Source organism: Streptomyces sp. NBC_01235, from assembly GCF_035989285.1.
Lineage (GTDB): Bacteria > Actinomycetota > Actinomycetes > Streptomycetales > Streptomycetaceae > Streptomyces.
This window is the reverse complement of sequence record NZ_CP108513.1, coordinates 475,691-497,684: the sequence shown is the minus strand read 5'-3', so window position 1 is coordinate 497,684 and position 21,994 is coordinate 475,691. Positions and strand designations below refer to the sequence as shown.

Here is a 21,994-nt window from a genome sequence, read left to right as displayed (position 1 = left end):
CCCTCATCTGAGGTTGCGAACGAAGGTGTACGACGGGGCCCTGCCGGAGATACAACGCCGCGCCCTCACGTAAGGTCAATGGCGTTGGCATAAGGGCTCGACAAAGGGTGTCGGCACAAGAGCGGGAGGGGTCGTGGCCAAACGGGTCGTACCCGAGGAGAAGCGGCGCCGGCGCCGGCCCACCAGGAGCGGCACCGTGCTGTCCGAACGGCTGATCGTCGAGACCGCGCTGCGCCTGCTGCGCGAGCACGGCAGCACCGGCCTCACCGCCCGCCGTCTCGGCCTCGCCCTCGACTGCGATCCCAGCACCCTGTACCGGTACTTCCGGGGCATGGACGAGCTGACCCTCGCCATCGGTGACGCGCTCATCGGCGAGGCGCTGCGCGGCTGGCGGGCGACGGGGGAGTGGCGGACGGACCTGCACGCCATCGGGCTGCGCATCCACACCGCCTACGTCGGCCACCCGCAGGCCGCCCAGCTCACCGCGAGCCGTGTGACCGGCCGGGCCAACGAGCTCGCCGCCGACGAGGCCGTCCTGGACGTGCTGCGCACCGCCGGGTTCCCGCTGGCGGACACCGTGCGGATCTACCACGCCTTCATCGACCAGACCCTGGCGTTCGCCGCTCTGGACGCCGCGTCGCTGGCCCTGCCCCGGGCCACGCAGCGCGCCGACGACGCGATGTGGCGCTCCACGTACGCCCGCCTCCCCGCCGAGACCCACCCCCGGATCGCCGAGGCGGCCCCGCTGCTGTCGACCCACATGCTGACCAGCGCCTATCCGACGGCGCTCGAGATGCTCCTGGACAGCGCGCAGGCGACGCTGACCCGGCTCAGTTCCTGAGGGTGCGAGCCGCCGTCGCCGTCACCGCGTCCGCCACCGCCGCCAGCGCGGGCGAGTCGAGCTTCCACTGCTGCCAGTACAGGGGGACGTCCAGGGGGCGATCGGGAGCGAGGCAGACCAGGCGGCCGGAGCGCAGGAGCGGTTCGGCCTGCACCTTGGGCACCATGCCCCAGCCGAGGCCGGCGGCGACCGAGGCGACGAAGCCCTCCGAGGTCGGCACGGCGTGTCGTACCGTGCCGGCGCCGCCGGAGCCGTGGCGCAGCCCGCGCATGAACACGTCCTGAAGGTCGTCGCTCCGGTCGAAGGTCATCACGGGTGCCCGGGCCAGGGTCTCGTGCATCGGGCCGTCGGCGAGGTGGCGGATCGCGAAGTCTGGGCTCGCGGCGGCCAGGTAGCGCATCGTGCCCAGCGCACGCACGGAACAGCCCGTCACGGCCTCGGGCGACGAGGTCACCGCGGCCATCACCAGCCCCTCCCGCAGGAGTTCCGCCGTGCGGGTCTCGTCCTCGCGGTGCAGTTCGAAACAGAGCCGCGGTTCCTGTGCCACCCGGGTCAGGGCGGCCAGGAACCAGGTGGCGAGGGAGTCCGCGTTCACCGCGACCGTCACGCGTGTCGGCTCTCCCTCGCCGCTCATGCCCAGCTCGGACCGCGTGTCGCGTTCCAGTCGGGCCAGCTGGCGGGCGAACCGCACGACGATCTCGCCCGATTCGGTCGGCCGTACCGGCTTGGTGCGCAACAACAGGACCCGGCCCGTGCGCTGTTCCAGTGCCTTGACGCGCTGGCTGACCGCCGAGGGCGTCACGTGCAGGGCGGCGGCGGCCGCGTCGAAGGTGCCCTCGTCCACCACGGCGAGCAGTGTCCGCACCTGGTCGAGGGGAAGGTCCGTCATCATCCGCTCATCACAATGGCTAATGATACGTAAGAATCTTTAGCTGTACGTCCAGTGATCGTTTCCCTAGCGTGGACGTCATGTCCAACGCTCTCGCCGCCGCGGCCGCCGGCTTCGGCACCGGTCTCTCGCTCATCGTCGCCATCGGCGCCCAGAACGCCTTTGTCCTGCGCCAGGGGATCCGGCGGGACGCCGTCCTCGCCGTCGTCGGGATCTGCGCCCTCTCCGACGCCCTGCTCATCGCCCTCGGGGTCGGCGGGGTGGGGGCGCTGGTGGTGGCCTGGCCCGGGGCCCTGGCCGCGGTCGGCTGGATCGGCGGTCTGTTCCTGCTCGGCTACGGGGTCCTGGCGGCCCGGCGGGTGTTCCGGGCCGGGGGTGCCCTGGCGGCGGAGGGGGAGGCCGCGGGCTCACGGCGACGGGCCGTGCTGACCTGTCTGGCGATGACCTGGCTCAACCCCCACGTCTACCTCGACACCGTCTTCCTGCTCGGTTCCATCGCGGCCGACCGTGGCCCGCTGCGCTGGACCTTCGGCCTCGGCGCCGCGTTCGCCAGCGTGTGCTGGTTCGCCGCGCTGGGCTTCGGCGCCCGGCTGCTCAGCCGCTTCCTGGCCCGCCCCGCAGCCTGGCGCGTCCTGGACGCTCTCGTAGCCGCCACGATGATCGCTCTCGGCGTGACGCTCCTCGCGGGGACCTGAGTGACGGGAGCCCGGCGGCCGGGTCCGGAATGTGAGATCGCATGTCCACAGGGGCGGCGAAACCACAGGAGTTGCTGGGATAGTGACCCCCGGACCCGAAAGATGTAACGAGCAACCAGGAAGCGTGTGGACACGAGCGAGAGCGGCACCGCACCCACGGCCGACAAGGCCGACGCGAGCCCGCGGGACCGGCCTCGGCGCGGCCGGCACCGCTGGGCGATGGACACCCGTCCCCTGCGCCGGCCGGCCTACCGGCGGCTGTGGTCCTCGACCATCGTCACGGCCGTGGGCAGCCAGCTCACCGCCGTCGCCGTGCCCAAGCAGATCTACGACATCACCGGCTCCTCGGCGTGGGTCGGCTACGCCAGCCTCGCCGGACTCGTGCCGATGGTGCTGTTCGCGCTGTGGGGCGGCGCGGTCGCCGACACCGTCGACCGGCGCAAACTGCTGCTGGTCACCAACAGCGGTATCGCCGTCACCTCGGTGCTGTTCTGGCTCCAGGCGGTCACCGGACTCGACTCGGTGGCCGTGCTGATGGTGCTGCTCGCCACCCAGCAGGCGTTCTTCGGCCTCAACGCGCCCGCCCGCAACGCTTCCGTCGCCCGCCTGGTCCCCGCCGACGAACTGGCCGCCGCCAACGCCCTCGGCTCGACGGTCATGCAGACCGGCCTGGTCGCGGGCCCGCTGCTCGCCGGCGCCCTGATCCCCGTCATCGGCCTGCCCGAGCTGTACCTCCTCGACGCCGTCGCGCTGTGTGTGACGCTGTGGGCCGTGGTCCGCCTGCCCGCGCTGCCCCCACTGGCGAGCACGACCGCCCGGCGCGCCGGGGTGCGCGAGATCGCGGAAGGGTTCCGCTACATATCCCGGCACAAGGTCCTGCTGCTGTCCTTCCTCGCCGACGTCATCGCCATGGTCTTCGGCATGCCCCGCGCCCTGTTCCCGCAGCTCGCCGCCGAGACGTACGCCTCCTACGGCGAAGGGCTCGCCCTCGGCCTGCTGTTCGCGGCGATCCCCATCGGCGCGGTGCTGGGCGGACTGTTCTCCGGGACGTTCTCGCGGGCGCGCCGGCACGGCTGGATGGTCATCGGCGCGGTCGTCGCCTGGGGCGCCGCGATCACCGGGTTCGGATTGAGTGGCAGTCTGTGGCTCGCGGTGGTGTTCCTGGCCGTCGCGGGCGTCGCGGACATGGTCTCGATGGTGTTCCGGGGAGCCATCCTGCTCTCCGCGGCCACCGACGAGATGCGCGGTCGGATGCAGGGCGTCTTCACGGTCGTCGTCGCGGGCGGCCCACGCCTCGCCGACGTCCTGCACGGCACGGCGGGCACCGCCTTCGGGCCCCGCGCCGCCGTCGCGGGCGGTGGGCTGCTGGTCGTCGCGGTGATGCTGGGTCTGGCGGCCGGGGTGCCCGCGCTGCGCCGGTACCGCATCTGAGCCGGTGCCGGACGCATCCGGCACGGGTGGGGTGGGAACTGCCGGCGTTGACTGAGTACGAGCGCGTTCTGGCGTTCCCGCTCAGTCCACAGGACCGGTCTACAGCACGCCGCGCCGCTGCGTCCCGTACTGCTCCATGAGTTTGCCGCGGGTCATCTCCAGCCGGTGCGCGAGGATCTCGGCCACGATCCGCACCAGCGACAACCCCAGGGCCGGTTCCTCCTCGCACAGCTTGAGCACCGGCTGCGCCTCGAACTCGTAGGCCCGCACGGGGCTGAAGGCCTCCGCGCCGAAGTCCCACTGGTACGGCGGGAACAGCCACGACCAGCCCAGCAGGTCGCCGGCGCCGAGGCTCGCGACGGTGACCCGCCGCAGGGTCGTCACCTGCTGGACGAGCGAGACCGCGCCGGACCGGATGACCCAGAAACGGTCGGCCGTGCCGCCGGCCTCGAAGATCCGGGCGTCCTCGGGGAAGGAGACCTCGCGGGCGAGCTCCATCAGGTGCTGGCGCTGGGGCGGGGGGAGGGCGGTCAGCAGCTTGGTCGCTTTGGTCATGGCGCGGGGCTCCTCGCCGGCGATCGATGGGGGCTTTCCCCTTCCCATTTCAGCCGCTGCCGACGCTCCGGGCACCTCGGCGGACGGCACTTTCCGCAGGAGGGCATGGAAAAGCCCTGGCTGGACGGGGGAAGCCAGCCAGGGCGGCAAGGGGGTGGCGCACGGAGGAGGGGTGCCATCGACCCCGCCCACCACGTATGAATGGACCGTAAACCATTCAAGGAGATTTCGCGTACACGAAAGCCGGTTACGTGACCTCTTTCACTGTCGGCCGGGCGTCACGATCTCGTCCAGCACCCTGAGTACGGCCTCGTAGGCGAGGGCCCGTACCCGGGCGTCTCGCGCTCCGTCCGTGTCGGCCTGTGCGAGGTCCGCGCTCCGGGCCCGGCAGGCCAGCAGTTCCTCCCGGGCGCACGCCCTGGCCCGCTGGATGCGCCGCAGCAGTTCGTCCGAGTCCACGACATCCGTCATGTCCTTCGCGTACCCCGTCCCGGCGGGTCGATTGCTCCTTGTCCGAGAGGTTTGGCCGCCGCGGAGAGGGCCAGCCGAAAAGGAGACGACCATCGACCAGTCGGCAACTGTCAGGGGAGCGAAGGGATGCGTACGAACGACTCGACCGACCGCGTGGACGCGCCGGACGGCCCGTTCCGGTGCGGAGGACGCGAGCAGTGCCGGCCGGCCGACGTCCGCAGCGCCGTGCGCCGTGCGGTGAGCGGGCTGTGCGGTGCCACCGGCTGCTCGTACGACGAGGAGGCCCTCACGGACGCGCTGCTCGTCGCCTCCGAGCTCACGACCAACGCCATCCTCCACGGCGGCGGCGTCACCGGATTCGACGTCGACGTGGACGGGCGGGCCGTGCGCGTCTCCGTCAGCGACCGCAGCGACCGGCTGCCGATCGTCGCCGGCGGGGGTGACGACCAGGGGCGATGGCGTACCGGCGGCCGCGGCTGGCCGATCGTCTGCCGGCTGGCCCGCGACGTCCGGGTGTCCGGCCTGCCCTCCGGCGGCAAGCGCATCACCGCTGTGGTCCCCGTGTTCTGAACCGCCCCCGCGCCGCGACCGGCCCGGCACGCCGACCGAGGATCCCGCGAAATGCCTTTCCGTAGGCGGAGTTTGTTCCTCCAGGGGCAGGGCAGACGGAGGTTCGTGCTTCGGACCGGAGGCGCGCCGACGGGAGCGGTTTGTCCGCTCCGGGGCGCTGCACGCGCCCCGGTTGGCCGGAGCCCGCCCCGTCGCCAATCCCTGACACCACCGTTCAGGAGCGATTCTGTATGGCTATCGACATGTCGACAAACCGTCCCACCGTGTCCACGCCCACCGCGGCACCCGCGCCCGCCGCCGCATCCGCCCCCACCACCGCACAGCTACGACGCACCCACGCCGACGCGCCCGACACCGCGAGCCGGTTCGCCCGCCTCGTCACCCTGGAGGAGGGGCCGGAGCGGGACGCCGTGCGCGGCGAGATCGTCACCGCGTGGCTGCCGATGGCCCACCGGATCGCCGGCCGCTTTCGCGACCGGGGCGAGGCGATCGAGGACCTGCGGCAGGTGGCGGCCCTCGGACTGGTGAAGGCCGTCGACCGCTTCGACCCCGACCGCGGGGCCTTCGAGAGCTACGCCGTGCCCACCATCACCGGGGAGATCAAGCGGCACTTCCGGGACCGCATGTGGGCGCTGCGCGTGCCCCGCCGGGTACAGGAACTGCGCAACAAGGTGCGCGTCGCCCGCCGGGAACTGACCCAGAACCCGGGCGCGGCCGAGCCCTCGGCCGCCGACATCGCCGCCCACACCGGGCTCACCGAGGACGAGGTGACCGCCGGCCTGGAGGCCCTGGAGAGCTTCAGCACCCTGTCGCTGGACGCCGAACTCCCGGCCGGCGACGACGGTTACAGCCTCGCCGACACCCTCGGCGACCCCGATTCATCCTTCGACGTCGTGGTCGACCGCGAGTCGGCGAAGGAAAGCCTGCGCCGGCTGCCGGAACGCGAGCGCGCCATCCTCTACATGCGCTTCTTCGAGGACATGACACAGAGCAGGATCGCCGACCGGCTGGGCATCTCCCAGATGCACGTCTCCCGGCTGATCAGCCGCAGCTGCGAGCGGGTGCGCCAGGAGGCGCTGCGCTGACGATCCCCACGTGTACGTCCCGGTGGCCGGGGCAGGCGTGACGCGAGCGGCCGCTGTGGTGCGCCGGACACTCGGCGGGCAGCGACCGCGTGAGGGCCGACCCGACGGAGGTTCCATGACCGCGGCTGCACCCCGAACGGCGGACGAGGACCCGGAGCGCGCCGAACTGGAACGGTTGCGCGCCGAGGTGCGCGACCTGCGCGCCCGGTCCCGCGCCCACCCGCTGATCTCCCAGGCGCAGGGCATGCTCCAGGAGCGCTACGCCCTGGCCGACGGGGACGGCGCGTTCACGCTCATGCGGCAGGTCTCGCAGCGGTTCAACGTCAAGATGCGCACCCTGGCCGGGGTCCTGGTGACGACCCCGCGTCCGGACGGCCGGACCGTGCTGTGGTTCCCCCGCCGGGTCCGCAGACCGGAGCCCGCCCTCGGCTTCATGCCGGACGAATCGGCGGGCGGCCGCAGCCGCGGCGCGGTGCTCGGCGCCGTGCTGGACCGCACGCTCGCCGTGGTCGACACCGACATGGGCAACGTGCAGACGGTCGACCGGGTCCGGGGAGGCCTGCGCATCGAGCGGCACACGGGCCTCACGGAGGACTTCGTCGACTTCTTCGAGCACGTCGGCGAGGCCGGCACGTCCTGTGCGAAGGCCGCCCGCGACCTCACGCAGGTCACCGTGCGGGACGTCGAGAGCGACCCGGTGTTCACCGAACCGGCCCGGGCGGCCATCCTCGCCGCCGGGAGCAGGGCCTGTCACAGCGTGCCCCTGACCTCGGCGACCGGCGTGTGCGTCGGCATGGTCTCGGCCCACGTCGAACACTCCCTGCGCGAGCTGCGCACGTCCCAGCTGAAGACCCTGGACGCCCTCGGCGCCGAGGCCGGCCGCTGGCTCGCCTGGCACGAACGCACGGTGCTCCTGGACGCCCTGGAGTACCTGCACGCCCTCGGCCGCGTCCGGGGCGGCCGTCGGCCGGGGGCGTGAAGGCCGCGCCGCAAGGCGAGTGTGTCCGGCCTGAGCGGGGGCATCCGGAATCGGCGAAGGTTCGGGACACTTCCGGGAGGTCGGCATGGACACCAGCGCTCTGGCACGCAGCGGCCGGGTCGAGGCGGAGCGGGCGGCCCGGGGGTCGGTGACGAACGGTGCCGCCAGGGCCGGGCTCACCGCACGTGGCGTGATCTATCTACTGGTCGGCGTGCTGGCCCTGCAGATCGCCTTCGGCGACGGCAGGCAGCAGGCCGACCGCCAGGGCGCCCTCGGTGAGATCTCGGAGAAACCCTTCGGCGCCGTACTGCTGTGGGCGCTGGGCGTCGGGCTGGTCGGGATGGCGTTGTGGCGGCTGTCCGAGGCCGTCTTCGGCAGTGCCGGAACCGACGGCCGCAGCGCCCGGAAGCGGCTGCTGGCGGTCGTCCGGTGCGCCTTCTACTCCTTCGTCGCCTACTCCGTCCTCGCCTTCGCCGCGGGATCGGGCGACGGAGGCGGTTCGAGCGACGAGCAGTCCCGGGACGTCACCGCCCAGGTGCTGGGGCTTCCCGCCGGGCAGTGGATCGTGGGCGCCGCCGGCGCCGGGATCGTCGTCGCCGGCGCGTGGATCGGCGCCCGCGCCGTCATGCGGACCTACCGGAAGGACCTGCGGCTTTGGGAGATGTCCGCGCGCGTACGCCGGCTGGTGGACATCACCGGTGTGGGCGGGGGCGCGGCCCGCGGCCTGGTGTTCGCCGCCGCGGGAGCCTTCGCCGTACGGGCCGCCGTCGACTACCGGCCGAACAGGGCGAAGGGGCTGGACGACACCCTCCGCTCGTTCGCCGGCACACCCGTCGGACCGGGCCTGCTGGCCTGCGTCGCGGCCGGTCTCGTGCTCTTCGGTCTGTTCTCCCTCGCGATGGCACGCTGGCGCAAGGTCTGACGTCCGCCTGCGTGGGAACCCGGAGCAGATGAACGAACCAGAGTTCCCGCCCGACGGACGGCCCGTGGACATGTACCTCGATCTGTTGCGCGTCCGCATGGACAGCGAGGACTACCAGCTCCTGCTGAAGGTCGTCGCCCCCGCGCTGCGTGCCCTCGACGAACAGCCACCGGGCAGTCTCGACTTCGCTCTCGATCCGGAGGACACCCAGCATCTGCCCCAGGAGGTCCGCGACGAGGCCGCGCTGGTCCTCGCCACCGCGGTCACCGGCCGGCTGGACAACCAGCTGGTGGAGATCGATGTCGACGGAACCGGCCCGGTCCGCGTGGTCACCGACGCCGCCACCGCGTCCGACCCCACCCGCCTCGCCGAGATCGCCGGCTGCATCCAGCAGCGCCAGCGGGACACCGACGAGCTGCGGGGCATCGCGGCGGCGAGCGGTATGTCAACGGAGTTCTGAACCAGCTGCAGCCGCCGGGGCGGCCGGGCCACCGCCCGTCCCCCGGGCCCTGCCCGACCCCCGCACTCACTTCGGCGGCGCCACCGGCGCCCCGAGCGGGCGCGCGAGGCCGACCACCGCCTCGTCCAGGCGCTGAAGGTGCCGCAGCACCCGGTCGGTCACCCGGCCGTAGCGCGGTGTACCCGGCACGCCCGGCTTCAGCAGCGAGGCGATGCTCGGCCCGGTCAGCACCTCGACGGTGCTCCGCACCTCCGCGACGCGCGCGGCGATCGCCCCGACGTTGTGCAGGATGCGCTGCCCGGCCCGGCGCAGCCGCGGGTCCGCCGCGATCGACGGATGCGTCGGCAGCAGCTCGGCCGTGGCCGCCAGGGACCGCGCGTGGTACGCACAGGTCTCCAGGAGCGCGACGACATAGCGAGCGGTGTCCCGCCGGGTCCGCAGCGGCGTGACCGGATGCGTCAGGGGCTGGGTGGCGGCCCGCAGGTCGGCCAGCGCCTGGTCCAGGTCACGGGCCCGGTCCAGCAGGTCGGCCGGGGGACCGCCGCTCAGCTGCTCCACGGCCGCCTCGGTGACATCGGTCAGCCGGTCGAGCACGGTCGTCAGCAGCTCGTTCGTCCGCCGGTCGGTGTTCACCGGCAGCACCAGCGCGGCCGCGCCGATCCCGCAGGCCGCCCCCAGCGCCGTCTCCTCCACCCGCAGCACCAGCACCGACAGGCTGTAGGTGTGCAGCAGCGTGTACAGCACCCCCAGCGCGGCCGTCACGAAGAACGACATCAGCGTGTACGACAGCGGCGCCGAGTAGAACATCGCGAACACGCACAGCAGCACCACCGCGAACGCCGTCCGCGTGTGATGCCCGACCAGCCCGGCCAGCACGATGCCCGCGACCACGCCGAGCACGGTGCCCAGCAGCCGCCGGTAGCCCTTGACCAGGATTTCGCCGGTGGAGGCGGTGTTGATGAACACGATCCAGCAGGTCAGCACCGCCCAGTACCAGCGGTGCGAGGACAGGAGCTCGCCGCCGACGATGGCCAGCGACGACCCGACGGCGACCTGTACGGCGGCCCGGGTGGTGGGCCGCCGCAGCCCCGTGGCCTCCCCCGCCGTCCCCTCGCCCTCCTCGGCCCCGCCGATCGCGGCGTCCTCCGCGTCCAGCTCCTCGCGGGAGCGGGCCGTCTCGGGACTGTCGTCGGACTCGTCCTGGGGCCCGTCGAGCGCGATCCGCAGCCCCAGCACCGCACGCGCCGCCTCGCCGACGCCCCGGAAGACGTCCTGCACGGCCGGCGACGCCTTCGGCAGGTTCTCCTCCTCCCGGTACCCCAGCAGCCGGTTGCGCACCAGCGCCGGCGCCGTCCCCGAGACCTCCACGACGGGGTGCCGTACGAGCAGCCGCAGGGCCCGCAGATCGCGGCGCAGGGTGTCCAGAGCCTCGTCCCGCACGGGCAGATGGCCGCCCTCCGGCAGCGGCGCGCCCGGCAGGTGCAGGGTCAGGGTGTGGGCCCGCTCGGCGCTGCGGGCCGTCAGCAGGAGCAGGCCCAGCCGTTCGGCGGCGATCTCGGCGTCGGCGATCCGGCGCTGCACCAGCCGGGCCACCGCCTCGTCCCGGGTGCCCTCCTCCAGCCGGCCCTGGATCATCATGGCCGTCTCGTGCAGCCGGGCGGTGCCCTCGCGCACATGGGCGAGAGCCCGGTCCACGTCGTCCGGGCCGGCGTCGAGCAGATCGAGCTGGGCGTCGAGCAACTGCGCGAGCCGCGCCCGGAAGGCCTGCCGCAGCCGCTGCAGGATCCCGGTCGGGGTCTGGGGCACCAGCACGAAGCGCGCCACCGCGCTGCACGCGAAGGCGACGGCGATCACCCCGTAGTACCCCGGCAGGGTCGAGGTCCCGACGCCGACGAACAGCGACAGGAAGTAGACCTGGAACCCGATCAGCCCGAGCGCGGTGCCCCGGTCGCCGAACCGGCGGCCGTAGACCGCGCAGAAGATCAGGGCGACGAAGAAGATGTCACCGGCCACCACCCGGGAGCTGAGCAGCGCCGCCAGCGACACCGAGGCCAGCGCGACCGGCAGGCCCAGCGCCAGCGTCACGGCCTGCGGCCCGCGCTGCTGCTCCCGGACGGCGAACGTGGCGACCATCGCGGCGATGGCCCCCGCCACCAGATGCGAGACGTCCGCGTCCAGCAGCGAGAGCACGGCCAGCGTCAGGGCGATCGCGCCGACCGTCCGCAGCCCGGCCGCCAGACGCAGCAGCCCGGGATCGGACGCCGCGACCCGATCCCGCCACCGTGCACCGAACGACCGGGCCGCCGCCCGCACGCCGCCGTGCTCTGCCGCCGGCGTCACTCCTTCCCGGGGCCCGAGCCCTCGACGTGCGCCCGCACCTGCTCGGGCGTCAGATAGCTGTCCGTGTATTCGAAGTCCTTCAGCTTCGCCGCCCTGCGCGCCTGGAAGCCGGTGCGCACGAAATCGTCGCCCGCGACCGCGTTGAGCGTCCAGTTCGTCAGCACCCGGGCCTTGGCCACGCCCGTGCGCAGCGCCGACCAGTGGTAGCCGCGGGCCACGGCCTGCGCGGGCAGCCCCCGCAGGGGGATGCCGAGCGGCTTGGAGACGGCGTCCTTGCCGCCGAGGTCGACGACCAGGCCGAGGTCCTTGTGCACGTACGGCTGCATCGACTGACCGCGCAGCGTCGCGATGACGTTGTCGGCGACGACCTTGCCCTGCCGCATCGCGTGCTGCGCGGTCGGCGGGCAGACCGCGCCCTCGTCGCCCTTGGCCTTGTCGGGTACGGCGGCCGCGTCCCCGAGCGCGAACACCCCGTCGTTCCCGGGCAGGTTCAGCTCCGCTTCGACGGCGAGCCGCCCGCGGACCGTCTCCGCGCCCAGCGTCGCGATCAGCGGGCTCGCCACGACGCCCGCCGTCCAGATGAGGGTCCGGGTCGGGATGACCCGCCCGTCGGTGAAAGTGACTTCCTCCGGGCCCGCCTTGGCGATGGACACCCCCAGCGAGATGTCGATCCCCCGCTTGCGCAGCACCTCCTGGGCGCTGCGGCCGAGCTTGTCGCCGAGTTCCGGCATCAGCTTCGGGGCGATGTCGATCAGATGCCACTTGATCAGGCTCGGGTCCAGCCGCGGATAGCGCTTGACCGCGTTGCGGGTGAGCAGCTGAAGACAGGCGGCGGTCTCGGTGCCGGCGTAGCCGCCGCCCACGACCACGAACTGCAGTCGCGAGGCCCGCTCGGCGGGGTCGTGACTGGCGTCGGCCAGGTCGAGCTGGGTGATGACGTGGTCGCGGACGTACGCGGCCTCCGCGAGGGTCTTCATCCCGAAGGCGTGGTCGGTCAGCCCCGGGATGTCGAACGTGCGGGTGATGCTGCCGGGAGCCAGCACGATGTAGTCGTACGGCTCGTTGACGATCTCGTCGGTGATGGTCCGGATCACGCAGACCTTCGACTTGAGGTCCACGCCGATCGCGCCGCCCGGAATGATCCGGGTGCGGTACTTCTTGCTGCGGCGCAACGACAGAGCGATCGACTGGGGCGTCAGCACCCCCGAGGCGACCTGCGGCAGCAGCGGCAGATAGAGCTGGTAGGCGAACGGTGTCACCAAGGTGACGTCGGCCTCCGCGGCGGCGAGTTTGCGTTCCAGACGTCGAACGCACCCCACTCCCGCGAAGCCCGCGCCCACTACCAGGATCCTGGGTCGTGTCACGATGTCCATCCCTTTCTGCGGCTCCAGGCGGTCTGCCCCGACCTCATGCGCGTGCCCCGCCCGCGGGCCCTTCGCACCTCATCGATCCCACCGCGACCGGACGGGTTCCGCCAGCCGGGCGAGGCATGCAGACGAACGTTTCTCCTGAGGCCACCGTCGTACCCGCTGATGGGCCCGTGTACGCGCGTGCCCTTCGGGTAGGCCGACGTACATGACAAGTGCGGAAGCCGGAGGATAGTGGCGGTGGGGTGCGCGGACGGCTCCGACGACGGCCGGGGGGAGAGCCGTCGGACACAGGCCGGACAGATCGCCGACGCGGTGGAGAGCCTGGTGGCGTGCTGGCTCACGGCGGCGGACGAGAGCAGACACCGGCTGCCTGCCCGGCAGTTGCTCGCCCTGCGCACGGTCCGGCGCCGACCGGAACTCAACATGACGGGACTGGCCGAGCACCTCGGCGTCGGCCTGCCCACCGCGAGCCGTCTCTGCGACCGGCTCGAGGCCGCGGGGCTGCTGGAGCGGACCGTCCAGCCGCACAACCGGCGCGAGGTGCAGCTCGTGGTGACCGCCGACGGACAGCGTCTCCTCACGGACGTCACCGAGCAGCGCGTACGGCGCCTCGCGTCCGTGTTCGAGGCCATGACCCCGGCCGAGCGCACCGCCCTGGCACACGGACTCTTCGCGTTCCAGCGGGCACGCGTGACGAGGCGCGGGCCCGTGGAGACGGATGGCTGACCACCCGTCAGGACCTGGTCCGGACGTGGCTGGCGATCTCGCCGCCGAGCAGGCTGTCGATGTGGCACAGCAGCAGACACACGTCGTCGTCACGCTCGGAGTCGCTCAGCATCGGGTCCAGGATGCGCTCCGCCGCGCCGTCCAGGTCCGCGTCCAGCTCCTCGGCAGGGAACGCGCCGAGCGTCGCCGCCAGCCGCTCGATCCCCAGGTCTATGCCCAGGGCCCGCCGCTCGACCAGCCCGTCCGTGTAGAGCGCCAGCGTGGACCCCGGCTCCAGCGGCTCCGTGTGGTCGTGGATCTCCTGGTGCAGCGGGATGCCCAGCATCGCCCCCGGCTTGGCGTCCAGCGTGCGCACCCGCCCGTCCGGGCCCCGCAGCACGGGCGGCGGATGACCCGCGGCCGCCCACGTCAGCACGGGCTCGCCGGGTTGGAAGCGGGCGATCACGGCGGTCGCGTACAGATCGGGCTGGAGGTGGTGCAGGAACGTGTGCAGTCGGGTCAGCAGCACGCCCGGGCTGCCGCCGTCGACGGCGTACGCGCGCAGCGCGGTGCGCAGCTGGCTCATCATCACCGCCGCGTGCAGCCCGTGCCCGGTCACATCGCCGATGACGGTGATCAGGCTGCCGTCGGGCTGCCGGAACGCGTCGTACCAGTCGCCGCCGATGTTCAGTCCGTACGTCGCCGGCAGATAGCGGGCCGCCAGTCGCAGGCCCGCAGTGGTCGGCAGATCGGTGAGCAGGGCGCGCTGGAGGGTCTCGGCGATGTCGCGGTTGTGCTCGAATCGACGGGCGTTGTCGAGCGCGCTGCCGGCCCGCCGGGTGAGTTCCAGGAGCATGACGGCGTCGTCCGGGTTCCAGCGATCACCGGGCGGGGTCAGCGTCAGCACACCCAGGGGCGCGCGGCGCGTCGGCAGCGGCACACACAGCAGGGGCCGGGTGGGACGCAGTGCCGACGGCGGCTGGTCGTCCACCCCGGGCAGTCCCCCCGGCTGCGCTGCCGCGTACTGCGGCCGTCCGGTGCGGGCCGCGAGCACGGCGGCCGACGGACGCGGAACGGACGGGCTCCGCTCGTTCTCGGAGTCGAAGAGCCAGACGTCGACCGTGCGGGCGTACTCGGGCACCAGGAGATCGGGCAGCCGCCGCACGATCTCCTCGGGGTTGAGGGAGGCCGTCAGCGCCGCGCTGGCGTCGGCCAGGAACGTCAGCCTGCGGCGGGCGTTCTCCGCCTCCCGGCGTGCCGCGCGCTCCGCCGCGAAGGCCTCGCGCTGCGCCCGGCCGGCCGCGTCCAGGTCCGCGTGCAGGGCCAGGACCCCCTGGTTGGTCTGGTGCAGCTCCTCCCGGTGGAAGGCGACGAGCTCCTCCTGCTCGGCGAGTCGCTCCAGTACCAGGGCGGTGTCCTCGTCGGCGCCGAGCAGGGCCTCCGAGAGGGCGTCGGCGTCGCCCGTCACCGTGTCGCAGACGGTGGCCGCGGTCGACTCCGGGCAGGGCACCGTGGCGAACCACGGCGGCTCGCCGTCGGCGGGGGAGGCGGCGACCTCGACACGCAGCGAGCCCCGGTCCGCCGTCAGGGTGAGCCGCCAGGCGCCGCCCTTGGTCAGACACCGGCGCAGCCGCGCGCTGAGCGCGGTGGCCAGCCGGGTGCGTTCCATCGGCGGCACGCCGTAGGCGGTGGCCACCCGCGCGGTGGTGATACGCGCGCGTGCCGCCTCGGTGACGGTGCTGATCTGCCAGGTGCGCTTCATGGGCGGTCCGGCGGGGTCGGGGACAGGACGGCCACGGCGGTGTCGTCACGCACCGGGCGGGCGGAGCTGCCGGCGTCTCGCACCGTCACGGCGGCGGTGACCGCGGGGTCGGCGCGGAGCAGGCGGGGGCCGGCCGGCGGTGCCCAGCGGCTGGGCAGCCCGTCGCTGTGCAGGACGAGGAGGCGGTCCGCGGCCCAGACCGCCTCGGTCTCGGGCAGGCTCGCGGGCCGGTGCACGCCGACTATGCCGGGCCGGGACACCAGGTGGCGCCAGGAGTCGCCCTCGCGCAGCCGCGCCCCCACGTTGCCGATGCCGGCGAACCGCAGCCGCGCGGCCCGTTCGTCGAGCTGGGCCACCGCGATCGCGGCGCCCCGCGTACGGCGCAGCGCGCCGTCGAGACGGCGCAGCAGCTCGGCCGGCGGGAGGTGGGCGGCGCGCCGTACTTCGTCCACCGCCGCCGTCGAGGCACGGGCCGCCTCGGGTCCGTGCCCCAGCCCGTCGGCCAGCATCAGCGTGAGCAGGTCGCCGTCGCGGACGCAGGTCCAGGCGTCCCCGGAGCACTCGGCCCCCCTGAAGGGGATGTTGACGCCACCGACCCGAGCGGAGACAGGGGCGGGGGGACAGGAGGCGTCGTCGCTCGGCGTGGGGGTGTCGTCCCGCGCGGGAGCCGGCTCTCGGCGGCCGCGGGTCCTGGCCGCGCCGCCGATCCGGGCCAGCGCGACCGTCCCGCGGCCCGGGACGCTGTGCAGGTCGAAGTCGTCGGCCAGCCGCCGGCAGGTGCCCAGACCGGCGCCCAGCGAGCCCGCCGTGGAGAACCCGTCGCCCAGGGCGGCCGGGACGTCGCACATACCCGGCCCGTGGTCGACGGCGGCGATCTGCACGACGACGCTCCCCGCCCACCCGCTCGGCAGGGGGACCGCCTCCACGAGAAGCTGTCCGCCGCGCGCGTGCTTGAGCAGGTTCGTCGCCAGCTCGGTCGCCACGAGCGCGGCGTCGGCGGTGCGCGACCGGTCGAGGCCCGCCAGCGCCGCCGCACCCTCCGCGGCCACCCGCGCGTCGCGCACCCGCGTCGAGTCGTGCACCGGGACGTCCCACACGCGCGTCATCAGGCCTCCTCACGCTGCCGGGGCGGGCGGGCCGACCAGGAGGTCACCGTGACCGTGGTGCCCGCCCCGGGCGTGCTGTCGATGGCGAACTCGTGTACCAGACGACGCGCTCCGCCCAGGCCCATCCCCAGCCCGTCGCCGGAGGTGTAGCCGTCGCGCAGCGCCTGCTCCAGGTCGGCGATGCCCGGTCCCCGGTCCCTGAACGTCAGCCGCAGCCCCTGCGCCGACCGCCCCTCGGACACGCGCTCCGCCTCCATCTCGCCGCCACCGCCGTACACCAGGGTGTTACGGGCCAGTTCGCTGGCGGCCGTGACCAGCTTGGTCTGCTCCACGAGGCCGAAACCGAGTGCGGCGGCCGCCTGGCGCACATGCTGCCGCACCCACACCAGGTCCAGGTCCGAGCGGATCGGCAGGCGGGCCTCGACGCCCGCGGCCGTCCCGCTCACCGCGGCCCTCGGTGGGGATCGCCCGGGGCCGTCGCGAGCAGCTCCAGCGCCGCCTCGGTGCTCAGCGCGGTCCACAGCCCCGGCAGCGTCAGTCCCAGTTCCACCAGGGTGATCGCGACCGCCGGCCGCATACCGGCCACCACGGTGCGTGCGGCCAGCAGCCGGGCGTTCGCCGCGATCTCGGCGAGGACCCGGCCGAGGAAGGAGTCGACCATCTCCACTCCGGAGATGTCGATGACCACGCCGGTCACCCGGCTGCGGTCGATCGCTTCGACGACATCCTGCTGGAGCTGCTCCGCCGTACCGTCGTGCAGGTCGCCCTGCAGGGTGATCAGCAGGACGTCGCCGAGCCGGAGCACCGGCACGGGTGCCGTGCCCGCGCGGAAGAGGTCGTCGTTCACCGTGGACCCGCACCGCCGGGCGTCGCCTGCACGATGTCGGCGCCCAGCCGGTGCAGGGCGTAGGCCAGGGCGTCGGCGAGGCTCGACCGGGTGAGCACGGTGCCCAGGTCCAGGCCGAGGTGCACCATCGTCTGCGCGATGGCGGGCCGGATGCCCGAGACGACGCACTCCGCGCCCATCAGCCGGACGGCGGCGACGGTCTTCATCAGATGCTGCGCGACCAGGGAGTCGACCGTGGGCACCCCGGTGATGTCGAGGATCGCGAAGCGGGCCTGCTGGTCGACGACCGCGTTCAGCAGCGTCTCCATCACGACCTGGCTGCGGGCGCTGTCCAGCGTGCCGATGAGCGGGACGGCGACGATGCCGTCCCAGAGCCTGATGACCGGCGTGGTGGCCTCCAGCAGCTCCAGCTGCTGCCGGTCGATGAGGGCCTGGCCCTCGCTCAGCGAGGTCTCCATGACCACCAGTCGCAGGGTTCCCATCAGCACGGTCAGGGTCGTGGCGCAATCCCTGAGGTGCTCGGGCGGTGCGTCCGGCAGATCTGCGACCAGAAGGTTCACCGCGGGCGCTCGCAGGCCGTCCACCTCGCTGGAGACCTCGGCGGAGGTCAGCCCGTAGCGGGCGCGGGAGGCCGCCATCCTGGCCAACTGTTCGCGCACCACGGTGAATCCGGCCCCGTCGGTGTCCTCCACCCGGCCGGCGTCGGCCACTTGGGCGAGGGCGTCGACAACGACCCGCCCGGCCTCCACCGCCTCGTCCCGGGAAACGGTGAACACCGTGCGGAACAGGGGTTCGTCGGCCCAGCGTTGGGCGATCTGCTCACGGCGGCGGTGCAGGAACTTCCCGACGTCGCTCGCCGGTGTTCCGTACTGTGCGGCCGTTTCGTGGTCCGGCACCTGGTCAACTCCTCAGTCCTGGTCTGCTTGTCTGTCGCCGCCGCGAGCCCGCCGGAGGCGGCGGGGCAGCGCTGTGCCCCTCGCCGGGCGACAACTCTGATCAACGGGAACCGGGCTACGACACGGGCGACTTCCCCGTCCGCGCGGGCCGGTCCCCGGATCGCACGGGCTGTTTCCCGAACCAGTCGAGACACACGACCAGCGCGTCGTCGTCCGGCTCGGGACTTCCCCGGTACCCGGTCAGCTCGCGCAGCACCGCGGCCGGGACGTCCGCCGCCGGCAGCAGGGCCGCGTTGCCGATCGCCCGTGCCAGGGCGCGCTCGCCGTACGTCTCGCCACCCGGCGCCGCGACAGCGTGGACACCGTCGCTGACGAAGAGCAGGCGGTCGCCGGGCAGCAGGGTGAACTCCTGGGCGACGTAGTCGGTTTCCTCGAACATGCCCAGCGGCAGCTGCGCGTCCAGGTCCACGAGGGACAGGACCCGGTCGCGCAGCAGCAGCATCTGCGGCGAGCCCGCGTCGACGACCCGCATCCGCCCCGTCGACAGCTCGATGTCCACCAGCAGGACCGACAGATGCGCCGCGCCCCGGTAGTGGGCGTGGATCGCCTGGTCGGCCAGGGCGGCCTGGTCAGCGATCGGGATGTCGGCGCGGCGCGCGTTGCGCAGCGCGTTGATGCCGAGGCTGGTCAGCAGGGAGGCCTCGATGCCCTCACCCATCCCGTTGGTGACGTAGACCATCAGATGGTCGGCGGACGCCGCCCAGTCGAAGTTGTCGCCGAAGATGGCGTAGGCGGGCTCCAGTTGCGCACCCAGCGCGTACTCGTCGCGGGCGCAGGAGCGGGCCGGGAGCAGCTGCCACTGCATCTCCGCCGCCAGCGTCAGCCGGTCCTTGCGGCGGGCTCGCACATACAGGTCGGTGTCGCGGCCGGCGACCACCACCTCGTGCCCCAGGAGCTCCGCCAGCTCGGTGAGTTCGGTGAGGAACCCGGGCGTCACCCCGGGCAGCGCCAGGGACAGCACGCCCAGCCGGTCGCCGCGCACGGTCACGGGCAGGTGCACGCGCGTCCGGCCGGCGTCCAGCTCCTCGACGTACGGCTGCTGCGAGCCGAACGCGCGCCCGGGCGCGCTGCCCTGTACGGGCGCCGGCTCCGGGCCGTTCGGTGGGGCCGGCACGGGCAGCAGGACCGTCAGCCCGTAGTCGGCCAGACGGAGTTCGACGGCCTCTGTCGCGTAGTGCGTGTGCAGCACCTGGCGCAGGGCGTCCAGCTGCCGGTGCGGAGCCGCGGAGCGCAGGGCGCGCCCCGCGGCGACGAGTCTGTTCACGCTGCCGGTCACCTCGTCCCCCCGGACGCCGTGACGTCGTGCCCGTGACGTCCCGGGCGGCGGGGGCGGGCTGACAGCCGTCGAGAAGCCTGCGAGAGTGTGACCGTGATGTCCCCCTCCTCGCGTCCGCAGCCCCTCCAGGTGGCGCGTGTGACCTCAGAGGCGGCAGAGCTGTTGGAAGTCCTCTGGGGCCGCGCCTCGACGGCACCGGTCTCCGCCTCCCAGTTGCGCGTGCTGTTCATCCTGGAGCACCACCAAGGCATCAACCTGCGCACGCTCGCCGACTCCCTCGGGTCCACACCGCCGTCCACCAGCCGCCTGTGCGACCGTCTCCAGGCCGTCGGCTTCGTCGAGCGCAGGATCGCGGCCGAGAGCCGCCGGGAGGTGGAGCTCTTCCTGAGCCGCCGCGGGAGTGCCTTCCTCGCCGACCTCAGGTCGCGCCGCGAGGCCGAGTTGGAGGGCGTACTGGAGCAGATGCCCGCCGCGCACCGCTCCGCGCTGCTGACGGGGCTGGAGGCGTTCTGCTCGGCCGCGGCCGAGCAGATCCACGACTCCGACGCCTCTGACGCCCGTACCGCCTGACGGTGTTCCCGGGTGACCGGGTTCGCCCACAGGCACATCCGTGATCCCTCCCGCATGACTGTCCCGCTCACTCTGTTGCCTTACGTACACAGTTGTCAAATGACAAGTATTGAACGGCGGTCGGCCCCGTCTGCGCGTTTGCTTACGGACGGTCGACGACCGACGGTCAGCCCCGCGGGGCCTCCGGCTGCTGCTGGTCGATGAGGTCCAGAGCCTCCTCGACCTTCTCGGATATGGGCACCGTGAGGCTGACCCCCGTCAGATCCAGGACGCGGCGCACGGCCGGCGTCGGATCGATCACGTGCACGCTGCCCGGCAGATCCCGGGCCTCCTGGTAGACCCGCAGAATGATGTTCATGCCGGACGAGTCCATGAACGGGACCGCCGAGAGGTCGATGAGGAAGTGCCGTCGGCCGTGGTGCAGCTGGTTGGCCAGATGAGCCTGGAACTCGGTCGCTGTGTCGAGGTCCAGATGGCCCTCGACCGTGACCAGGGCGACGTCCTCGCGAGGCAGGGAGACCTCGACGGACAGGGGGTTCTGGGCGATGGACACGAGTACCTCCGAAAGCTGACGGTCGGGGGCGTCTACCCTGGTGGGCGACTTCGATGCGCCGTGCCGGTGGACGAGGACGGTCGGGAGCAGCACGAGATCGGTCCCCATGTGTGTCGTGCCCCTTCCACCTGCGAATCCTCGGCCGGGCGTCGCGCACAGGCGAATACCCCCGAACCTCTCCGCCATGCACGGACGATGTACGCAGAGCGACCCGAGCGACCTAGTGGAGGCGGATGCCCACGATGCAGGTGTCGTCGTCCGTGTCGGACCTGCTGTGGGTGAGCAGACGGTCCAGCTGCTGATCCAGACTCGGCGGCACCGTGCGGGCCTGCACCAGCAACTGGGTCAACGACTCCCCCACGGAGCGGTGGCGCCGTTCGATCAGGCCGTCGGTGTACATCAGCAGCGTGTCGTCGGCCGCGAGCCGGACCTCGTCCTCCTCGTACACCGTCTCCGGTACGGCCCCCAGCGGCATCCCCTTCAGCAGGGGCAGCGGCGCGGGTACCTTCCTCGTCGTGGGGAGGGGGCCTGCCGTCGTGGCGGTCGGCGCCGCGGCGGACGCGGTCCGGGCGGCCAGGTCCGGGGCGTCGCCGGGCTCGTTCGGCTGTGCGGGAATGGTCACGGTGTGCGGACTCCTCGGCTGGGGACGTGCCCGCCGCACGGGACTGCAGGCTCTCCTCCTGGGCGAGGTCCGCGTGGTGCCCGCTGTGCACGAGCACCGGCACGCCCGTCAGCGCGGAGTCGTCGTGCAGAGCCTCGAGGAAGCGGGAGGCCTCCGCGTCGGGCATGCCCAGTTCCAGGACGACGCAGTGGCAGGGCTCGGCGGCCGACGCGCCCGCGGCCTCGTGCGCCCCGACGGCGGTGACGCTGTCGACCGGGGCCGCCGACGTGCCGTCCTCCCGGCCGCGCGCCATGTCCGCGACGACGCTCTCGGCGACCAGGGTCAGCAGGCCGCGGGGCCGCTCCTCCACCACCAGCAGCCGGTGCGGCCGCCGCCCAGCCGCACCGGTGGCCGCGGGAAGGCCGGGGGAGTCGACGGGGGTCGCCGAGGGCGCCCCGCCGAGGGTGCGCTCCACTGGCCGTCCGCCGTGGACGAACTCCTGGAAGCCCCGCCGCGCGACCGGCAGGTAGAGCGGGAACGTGCTGCCCCGGCCGGGTGTGCTGTCCACGGTGACGGCGCCGCCGAGCAGATGCGCGATCTCCCGGGTGATGGACAACCCCAGGCCCGTGCCGCCGTACTTGCGGCTGATGTGCCGTCCGCCTGCCGGAAGGCGCCGAAGACGGTCTGAAGCTGCTGCTCCAAAAGGCCGATCCATGAAGTTGACCGAATCGGTGAGATCGCGCCACACCCCGGGCACCTCCGCCTGGCCACCCGGAGTGCCCTCGGTGCCCACCTCCCGGGCCACCCGGGTGACCTCGGTGAAGACGGACAACTGGTCGACCATCCCGTTGAACACGGTGGCGATGTCGCCCATCAGGCCGTCGCCTTCGGTGGGCAGCCGGGTCCCGAAGTCCCCGTCCCGTACGGCCGTCAGGCCGGCCAGGAGCTGCCTGAGCTCGTGGTCGCCGGGAACCGTGTCCAGGGACTCGGTCGCGTTGCCCGGGCCCCTG

At 73.0% G+C, this 21,994-nt stretch carries 22 protein-coding genes and 3 pseudogenes; 10 read left to right on the top strand and 15 right to left on the bottom strand.

The window, feature by feature from the left end; genetic code table 11:
• Positions 1 to 133 precede the first annotated feature (133 nt).
• On the top strand, positions 134 to 841 hold the full coding sequence (locus OG289_RS02190; RefSeq protein WP_327312295.1) for a TetR/AcrR family transcriptional regulator: 708 nt from the start codon (positions 134 to 136) through the stop codon (positions 839 to 841).
• On the opposite strand, the gene OG289_RS02185 is transcribed toward OG289_RS02190, so the two are convergent.
• Entirely contained in the window at positions 831 to 1,733 is a 903-nt protein-coding gene (locus tag OG289_RS02185) for a LysR family transcriptional regulator ArgP (RefSeq protein WP_327312294.1), read from the bottom strand. The genes OG289_RS02190 and OG289_RS02185 overlap by 11 nt on opposite strands.
• Before the next feature lie 77 nt (positions 1,734 to 1,810).
• On the opposite strand from OG289_RS02185, the gene OG289_RS02180 reads away from it, so the two are divergent.
• Both OG289_RS02180 and OG289_RS02175 read left to right on the top strand, forming a co-directional pair.
• Positions 1,811 to 2,425, top strand: a complete 615-nt coding sequence (locus OG289_RS02180; protein ID WP_327312293.1) for a LysE/ArgO family amino acid transporter — start codon at positions 1,811 to 1,813, stop codon at positions 2,423 to 2,425.
• 126 nt (positions 2,426 to 2,551) lie between these two features.
• On the top strand, positions 2,552 to 3,856 hold the full coding sequence (locus tag OG289_RS02175; RefSeq protein ID WP_327312292.1) for an MFS transporter: 1,305 nt from the start codon (positions 2,552 to 2,554) through the stop codon (positions 3,854 to 3,856).
• 99 nt (positions 3,857 to 3,955) lie between these two features.
• On the opposite strand, the gene OG289_RS02170 is transcribed toward OG289_RS02175, so the two are convergent.
• Both OG289_RS02170 and OG289_RS02165 read right to left on the bottom strand, forming a co-directional pair.
• Entirely contained in the window at positions 3,956 to 4,411 is a 456-nt protein-coding gene (locus OG289_RS02170) for a cyclic nucleotide-binding domain-containing protein (RefSeq protein WP_327312291.1), read from the bottom strand.
• Positions 4,412 to 4,672: 261 nt separating this feature from the next.
• Complete coding sequence (locus OG289_RS02165) at positions 4,673 to 4,882, bottom strand: hypothetical protein (RefSeq protein ID WP_327312290.1); 210 nt, start codon at positions 4,880 to 4,882, stop codon at positions 4,673 to 4,675.
• 126 nt (positions 4,883 to 5,008) lie between these two features.
• On the opposite strand from OG289_RS02165, the gene OG289_RS02160 reads away from it, so the two are divergent.
• The 5 genes from OG289_RS02160 (at position 5,009) to OG289_RS02140 (ending at position 8,898) form a co-directional block, all read left to right on the top strand.
• On the top strand, positions 5,009 to 5,452 hold the full coding sequence (locus tag OG289_RS02160) for an ATP-binding protein (RefSeq protein WP_327312289.1): 444 nt from the start codon (positions 5,009 to 5,011) through the stop codon (positions 5,450 to 5,452).
• A 230-nt stretch (positions 5,453 to 5,682) separates the two neighbouring features.
• On the top strand, positions 5,683 to 6,537 hold the full coding sequence (locus tag OG289_RS02155) for a SigB/SigF/SigG family RNA polymerase sigma factor (RefSeq protein ID WP_327312287.1): 855 nt from the start codon (positions 5,683 to 5,685) through the stop codon (positions 6,535 to 6,537).
• 115 nt (positions 6,538 to 6,652) lie between these two features.
• Entirely contained in the window at positions 6,653 to 7,516 is an 864-nt protein-coding gene (locus OG289_RS02150; RefSeq protein ID WP_327312286.1) for an ANTAR domain-containing protein, read from the top strand.
• Positions 7,517 to 7,601: 85 nt separating this feature from the next.
• Positions 7,602 to 8,438: a DUF1206 domain-containing protein gene (locus tag OG289_RS02145; protein ID WP_327312285.1), complete on the top strand. Its 837-nt coding sequence runs from the start codon at positions 7,602 to 7,604 to the stop codon at positions 8,436 to 8,438.
• A 28-nt stretch (positions 8,439 to 8,466) separates the two neighbouring features.
• Positions 8,467 to 8,898: a hypothetical protein gene (locus OG289_RS02140; RefSeq protein WP_327312284.1), complete on the top strand. Its 432-nt coding sequence runs from the start codon at positions 8,467 to 8,469 to the stop codon at positions 8,896 to 8,898.
• A 66-nt stretch (positions 8,899 to 8,964) separates the two neighbouring features.
• Here the strand turns inward: OG289_RS02140 and OG289_RS02135 are convergent, their stop codons facing one another.
• The gene (locus tag OG289_RS02135) at positions 8,965 to 11,211 is read right to left on the bottom strand and encodes an FUSC family protein (protein WP_327320558.1); all 2,247 of its coding nucleotides are present in this window, start codon (positions 11,209 to 11,211) and stop codon (positions 8,965 to 8,967) included.
• A 23-nt stretch (positions 11,212 to 11,234) separates the two neighbouring features.
• The gene (locus OG289_RS02130; RefSeq protein ID WP_327312283.1) at positions 11,235 to 12,611 is read right to left on the bottom strand and encodes an NAD(P)/FAD-dependent oxidoreductase; all 1,377 of its coding nucleotides are present in this window, start codon (positions 12,609 to 12,611) and stop codon (positions 11,235 to 11,237) included.
• A gap of 234 nt (positions 12,612 to 12,845) precedes the next feature.
• Between OG289_RS02130 and OG289_RS02125 the strand changes: the two genes are divergently transcribed.
• Positions 12,846 to 13,334 carry a MarR family winged helix-turn-helix transcriptional regulator gene (locus OG289_RS02125; protein ID WP_327312282.1) on the top strand — a complete coding sequence of 163 codons (489 nt, stop codon included), beginning with the start codon at positions 12,846 to 12,848 and terminating at the stop codon, positions 13,332 to 13,334.
• Positions 13,335 to 13,341: 7 nt separating this feature from the next.
• Here OG289_RS02125 and OG289_RS02120 read toward each other — a convergent pair whose 3' ends face one another.
• From OG289_RS02120 to OG289_RS02095, 6 genes are all read right to left on the bottom strand, one after another.
• Positions 13,342 to 15,075 carry a PP2C family protein-serine/threonine phosphatase gene (locus OG289_RS02120; protein WP_327312281.1) on the bottom strand — a complete coding sequence of 578 codons (1,734 nt, stop codon included), beginning with the start codon at positions 15,073 to 15,075 and terminating at the stop codon, positions 13,342 to 13,344.
• Positions 15,072 to 16,181 (bottom strand): ATP-binding SpoIIE family protein phosphatase, encoded by a 1,110-nt coding sequence (locus OG289_RS02115; protein WP_327312280.1) that lies wholly within the window; start codon positions 16,179 to 16,181, stop codon positions 15,072 to 15,074. The genes OG289_RS02120 and OG289_RS02115 overlap by 4 nt, the downstream gene beginning before the upstream one ends.
• The gene (locus OG289_RS02110) at positions 16,181 to 16,627 is read right to left on the bottom strand and encodes an anti-sigma regulatory factor (RefSeq protein WP_327312279.1); all 447 of its coding nucleotides are present in this window, start codon (positions 16,625 to 16,627) and stop codon (positions 16,181 to 16,183) included. The genes OG289_RS02115 and OG289_RS02110 overlap by 1 nt, the downstream gene beginning before the upstream one ends.
• Entirely contained in the window at positions 16,624 to 17,028 is a 405-nt protein-coding gene (locus OG289_RS02105) for an STAS domain-containing protein (protein WP_327312278.1), read from the bottom strand. Before OG289_RS02105 ends, OG289_RS02110 begins: the two co-directional genes overlap by 4 nt.
• Positions 17,025 to 17,924, bottom strand: a complete 900-nt coding sequence (locus OG289_RS02100) for an STAS domain-containing protein (RefSeq protein WP_327312277.1) — start codon at positions 17,922 to 17,924, stop codon at positions 17,025 to 17,027. Before OG289_RS02100 ends, OG289_RS02105 begins: the two co-directional genes overlap by 4 nt.
• A 115-nt stretch (positions 17,925 to 18,039) precedes the next feature.
• Complete coding sequence (locus OG289_RS02095) at positions 18,040 to 19,248, bottom strand: PP2C family protein-serine/threonine phosphatase (protein ID WP_327312276.1); 1,209 nt, start codon at positions 19,246 to 19,248, stop codon at positions 18,040 to 18,042.
• 108 nt (positions 19,249 to 19,356) lie between these two features.
• Between OG289_RS02095 and OG289_RS02090 the strand changes: the two genes are divergently transcribed.
• Positions 19,357 to 19,830: a MarR family winged helix-turn-helix transcriptional regulator gene (locus OG289_RS02090; RefSeq protein ID WP_327320557.1), complete on the top strand. Its 474-nt coding sequence runs from the start codon at positions 19,357 to 19,359 to the stop codon at positions 19,828 to 19,830.
• Positions 19,831 to 19,996: 166 nt separating this feature from the next.
• Here OG289_RS02090 and OG289_RS02085 read toward each other — a convergent pair whose 3' ends face one another.
• The 4 genes and pseudogenes from OG289_RS02085 to OG289_RS49530 form a co-directional block, all read right to left on the bottom strand.
• Positions 19,997 to 20,383: an STAS domain-containing protein gene (locus OG289_RS02085; protein ID WP_327320556.1), complete on the bottom strand. Its 387-nt coding sequence runs from the start codon at positions 20,381 to 20,383 to the stop codon at positions 19,997 to 19,999.
• 220 nt (positions 20,384 to 20,603) lie between these two features.
• A pseudogene (locus OG289_RS02080) lies at positions 20,604 to 20,882 on the bottom strand (SpoIIE family protein phosphatase); the annotation flags it as partial.
• A gap of 151 nt (positions 20,883 to 21,033) precedes the next feature.
• Positions 21,034 to 21,695: pseudogene (locus OG289_RS02075) on the bottom strand (ATP-binding protein); the annotation flags it as partial.
• 1 nt (position 21,696) lies between these two features.
• Positions 21,697 to 21,966: pseudogene (locus OG289_RS49530) on the bottom strand (HAMP domain-containing protein); the annotation flags it as partial.
• Positions 21,967 to 21,994: the final 28 nt, after the last annotated feature.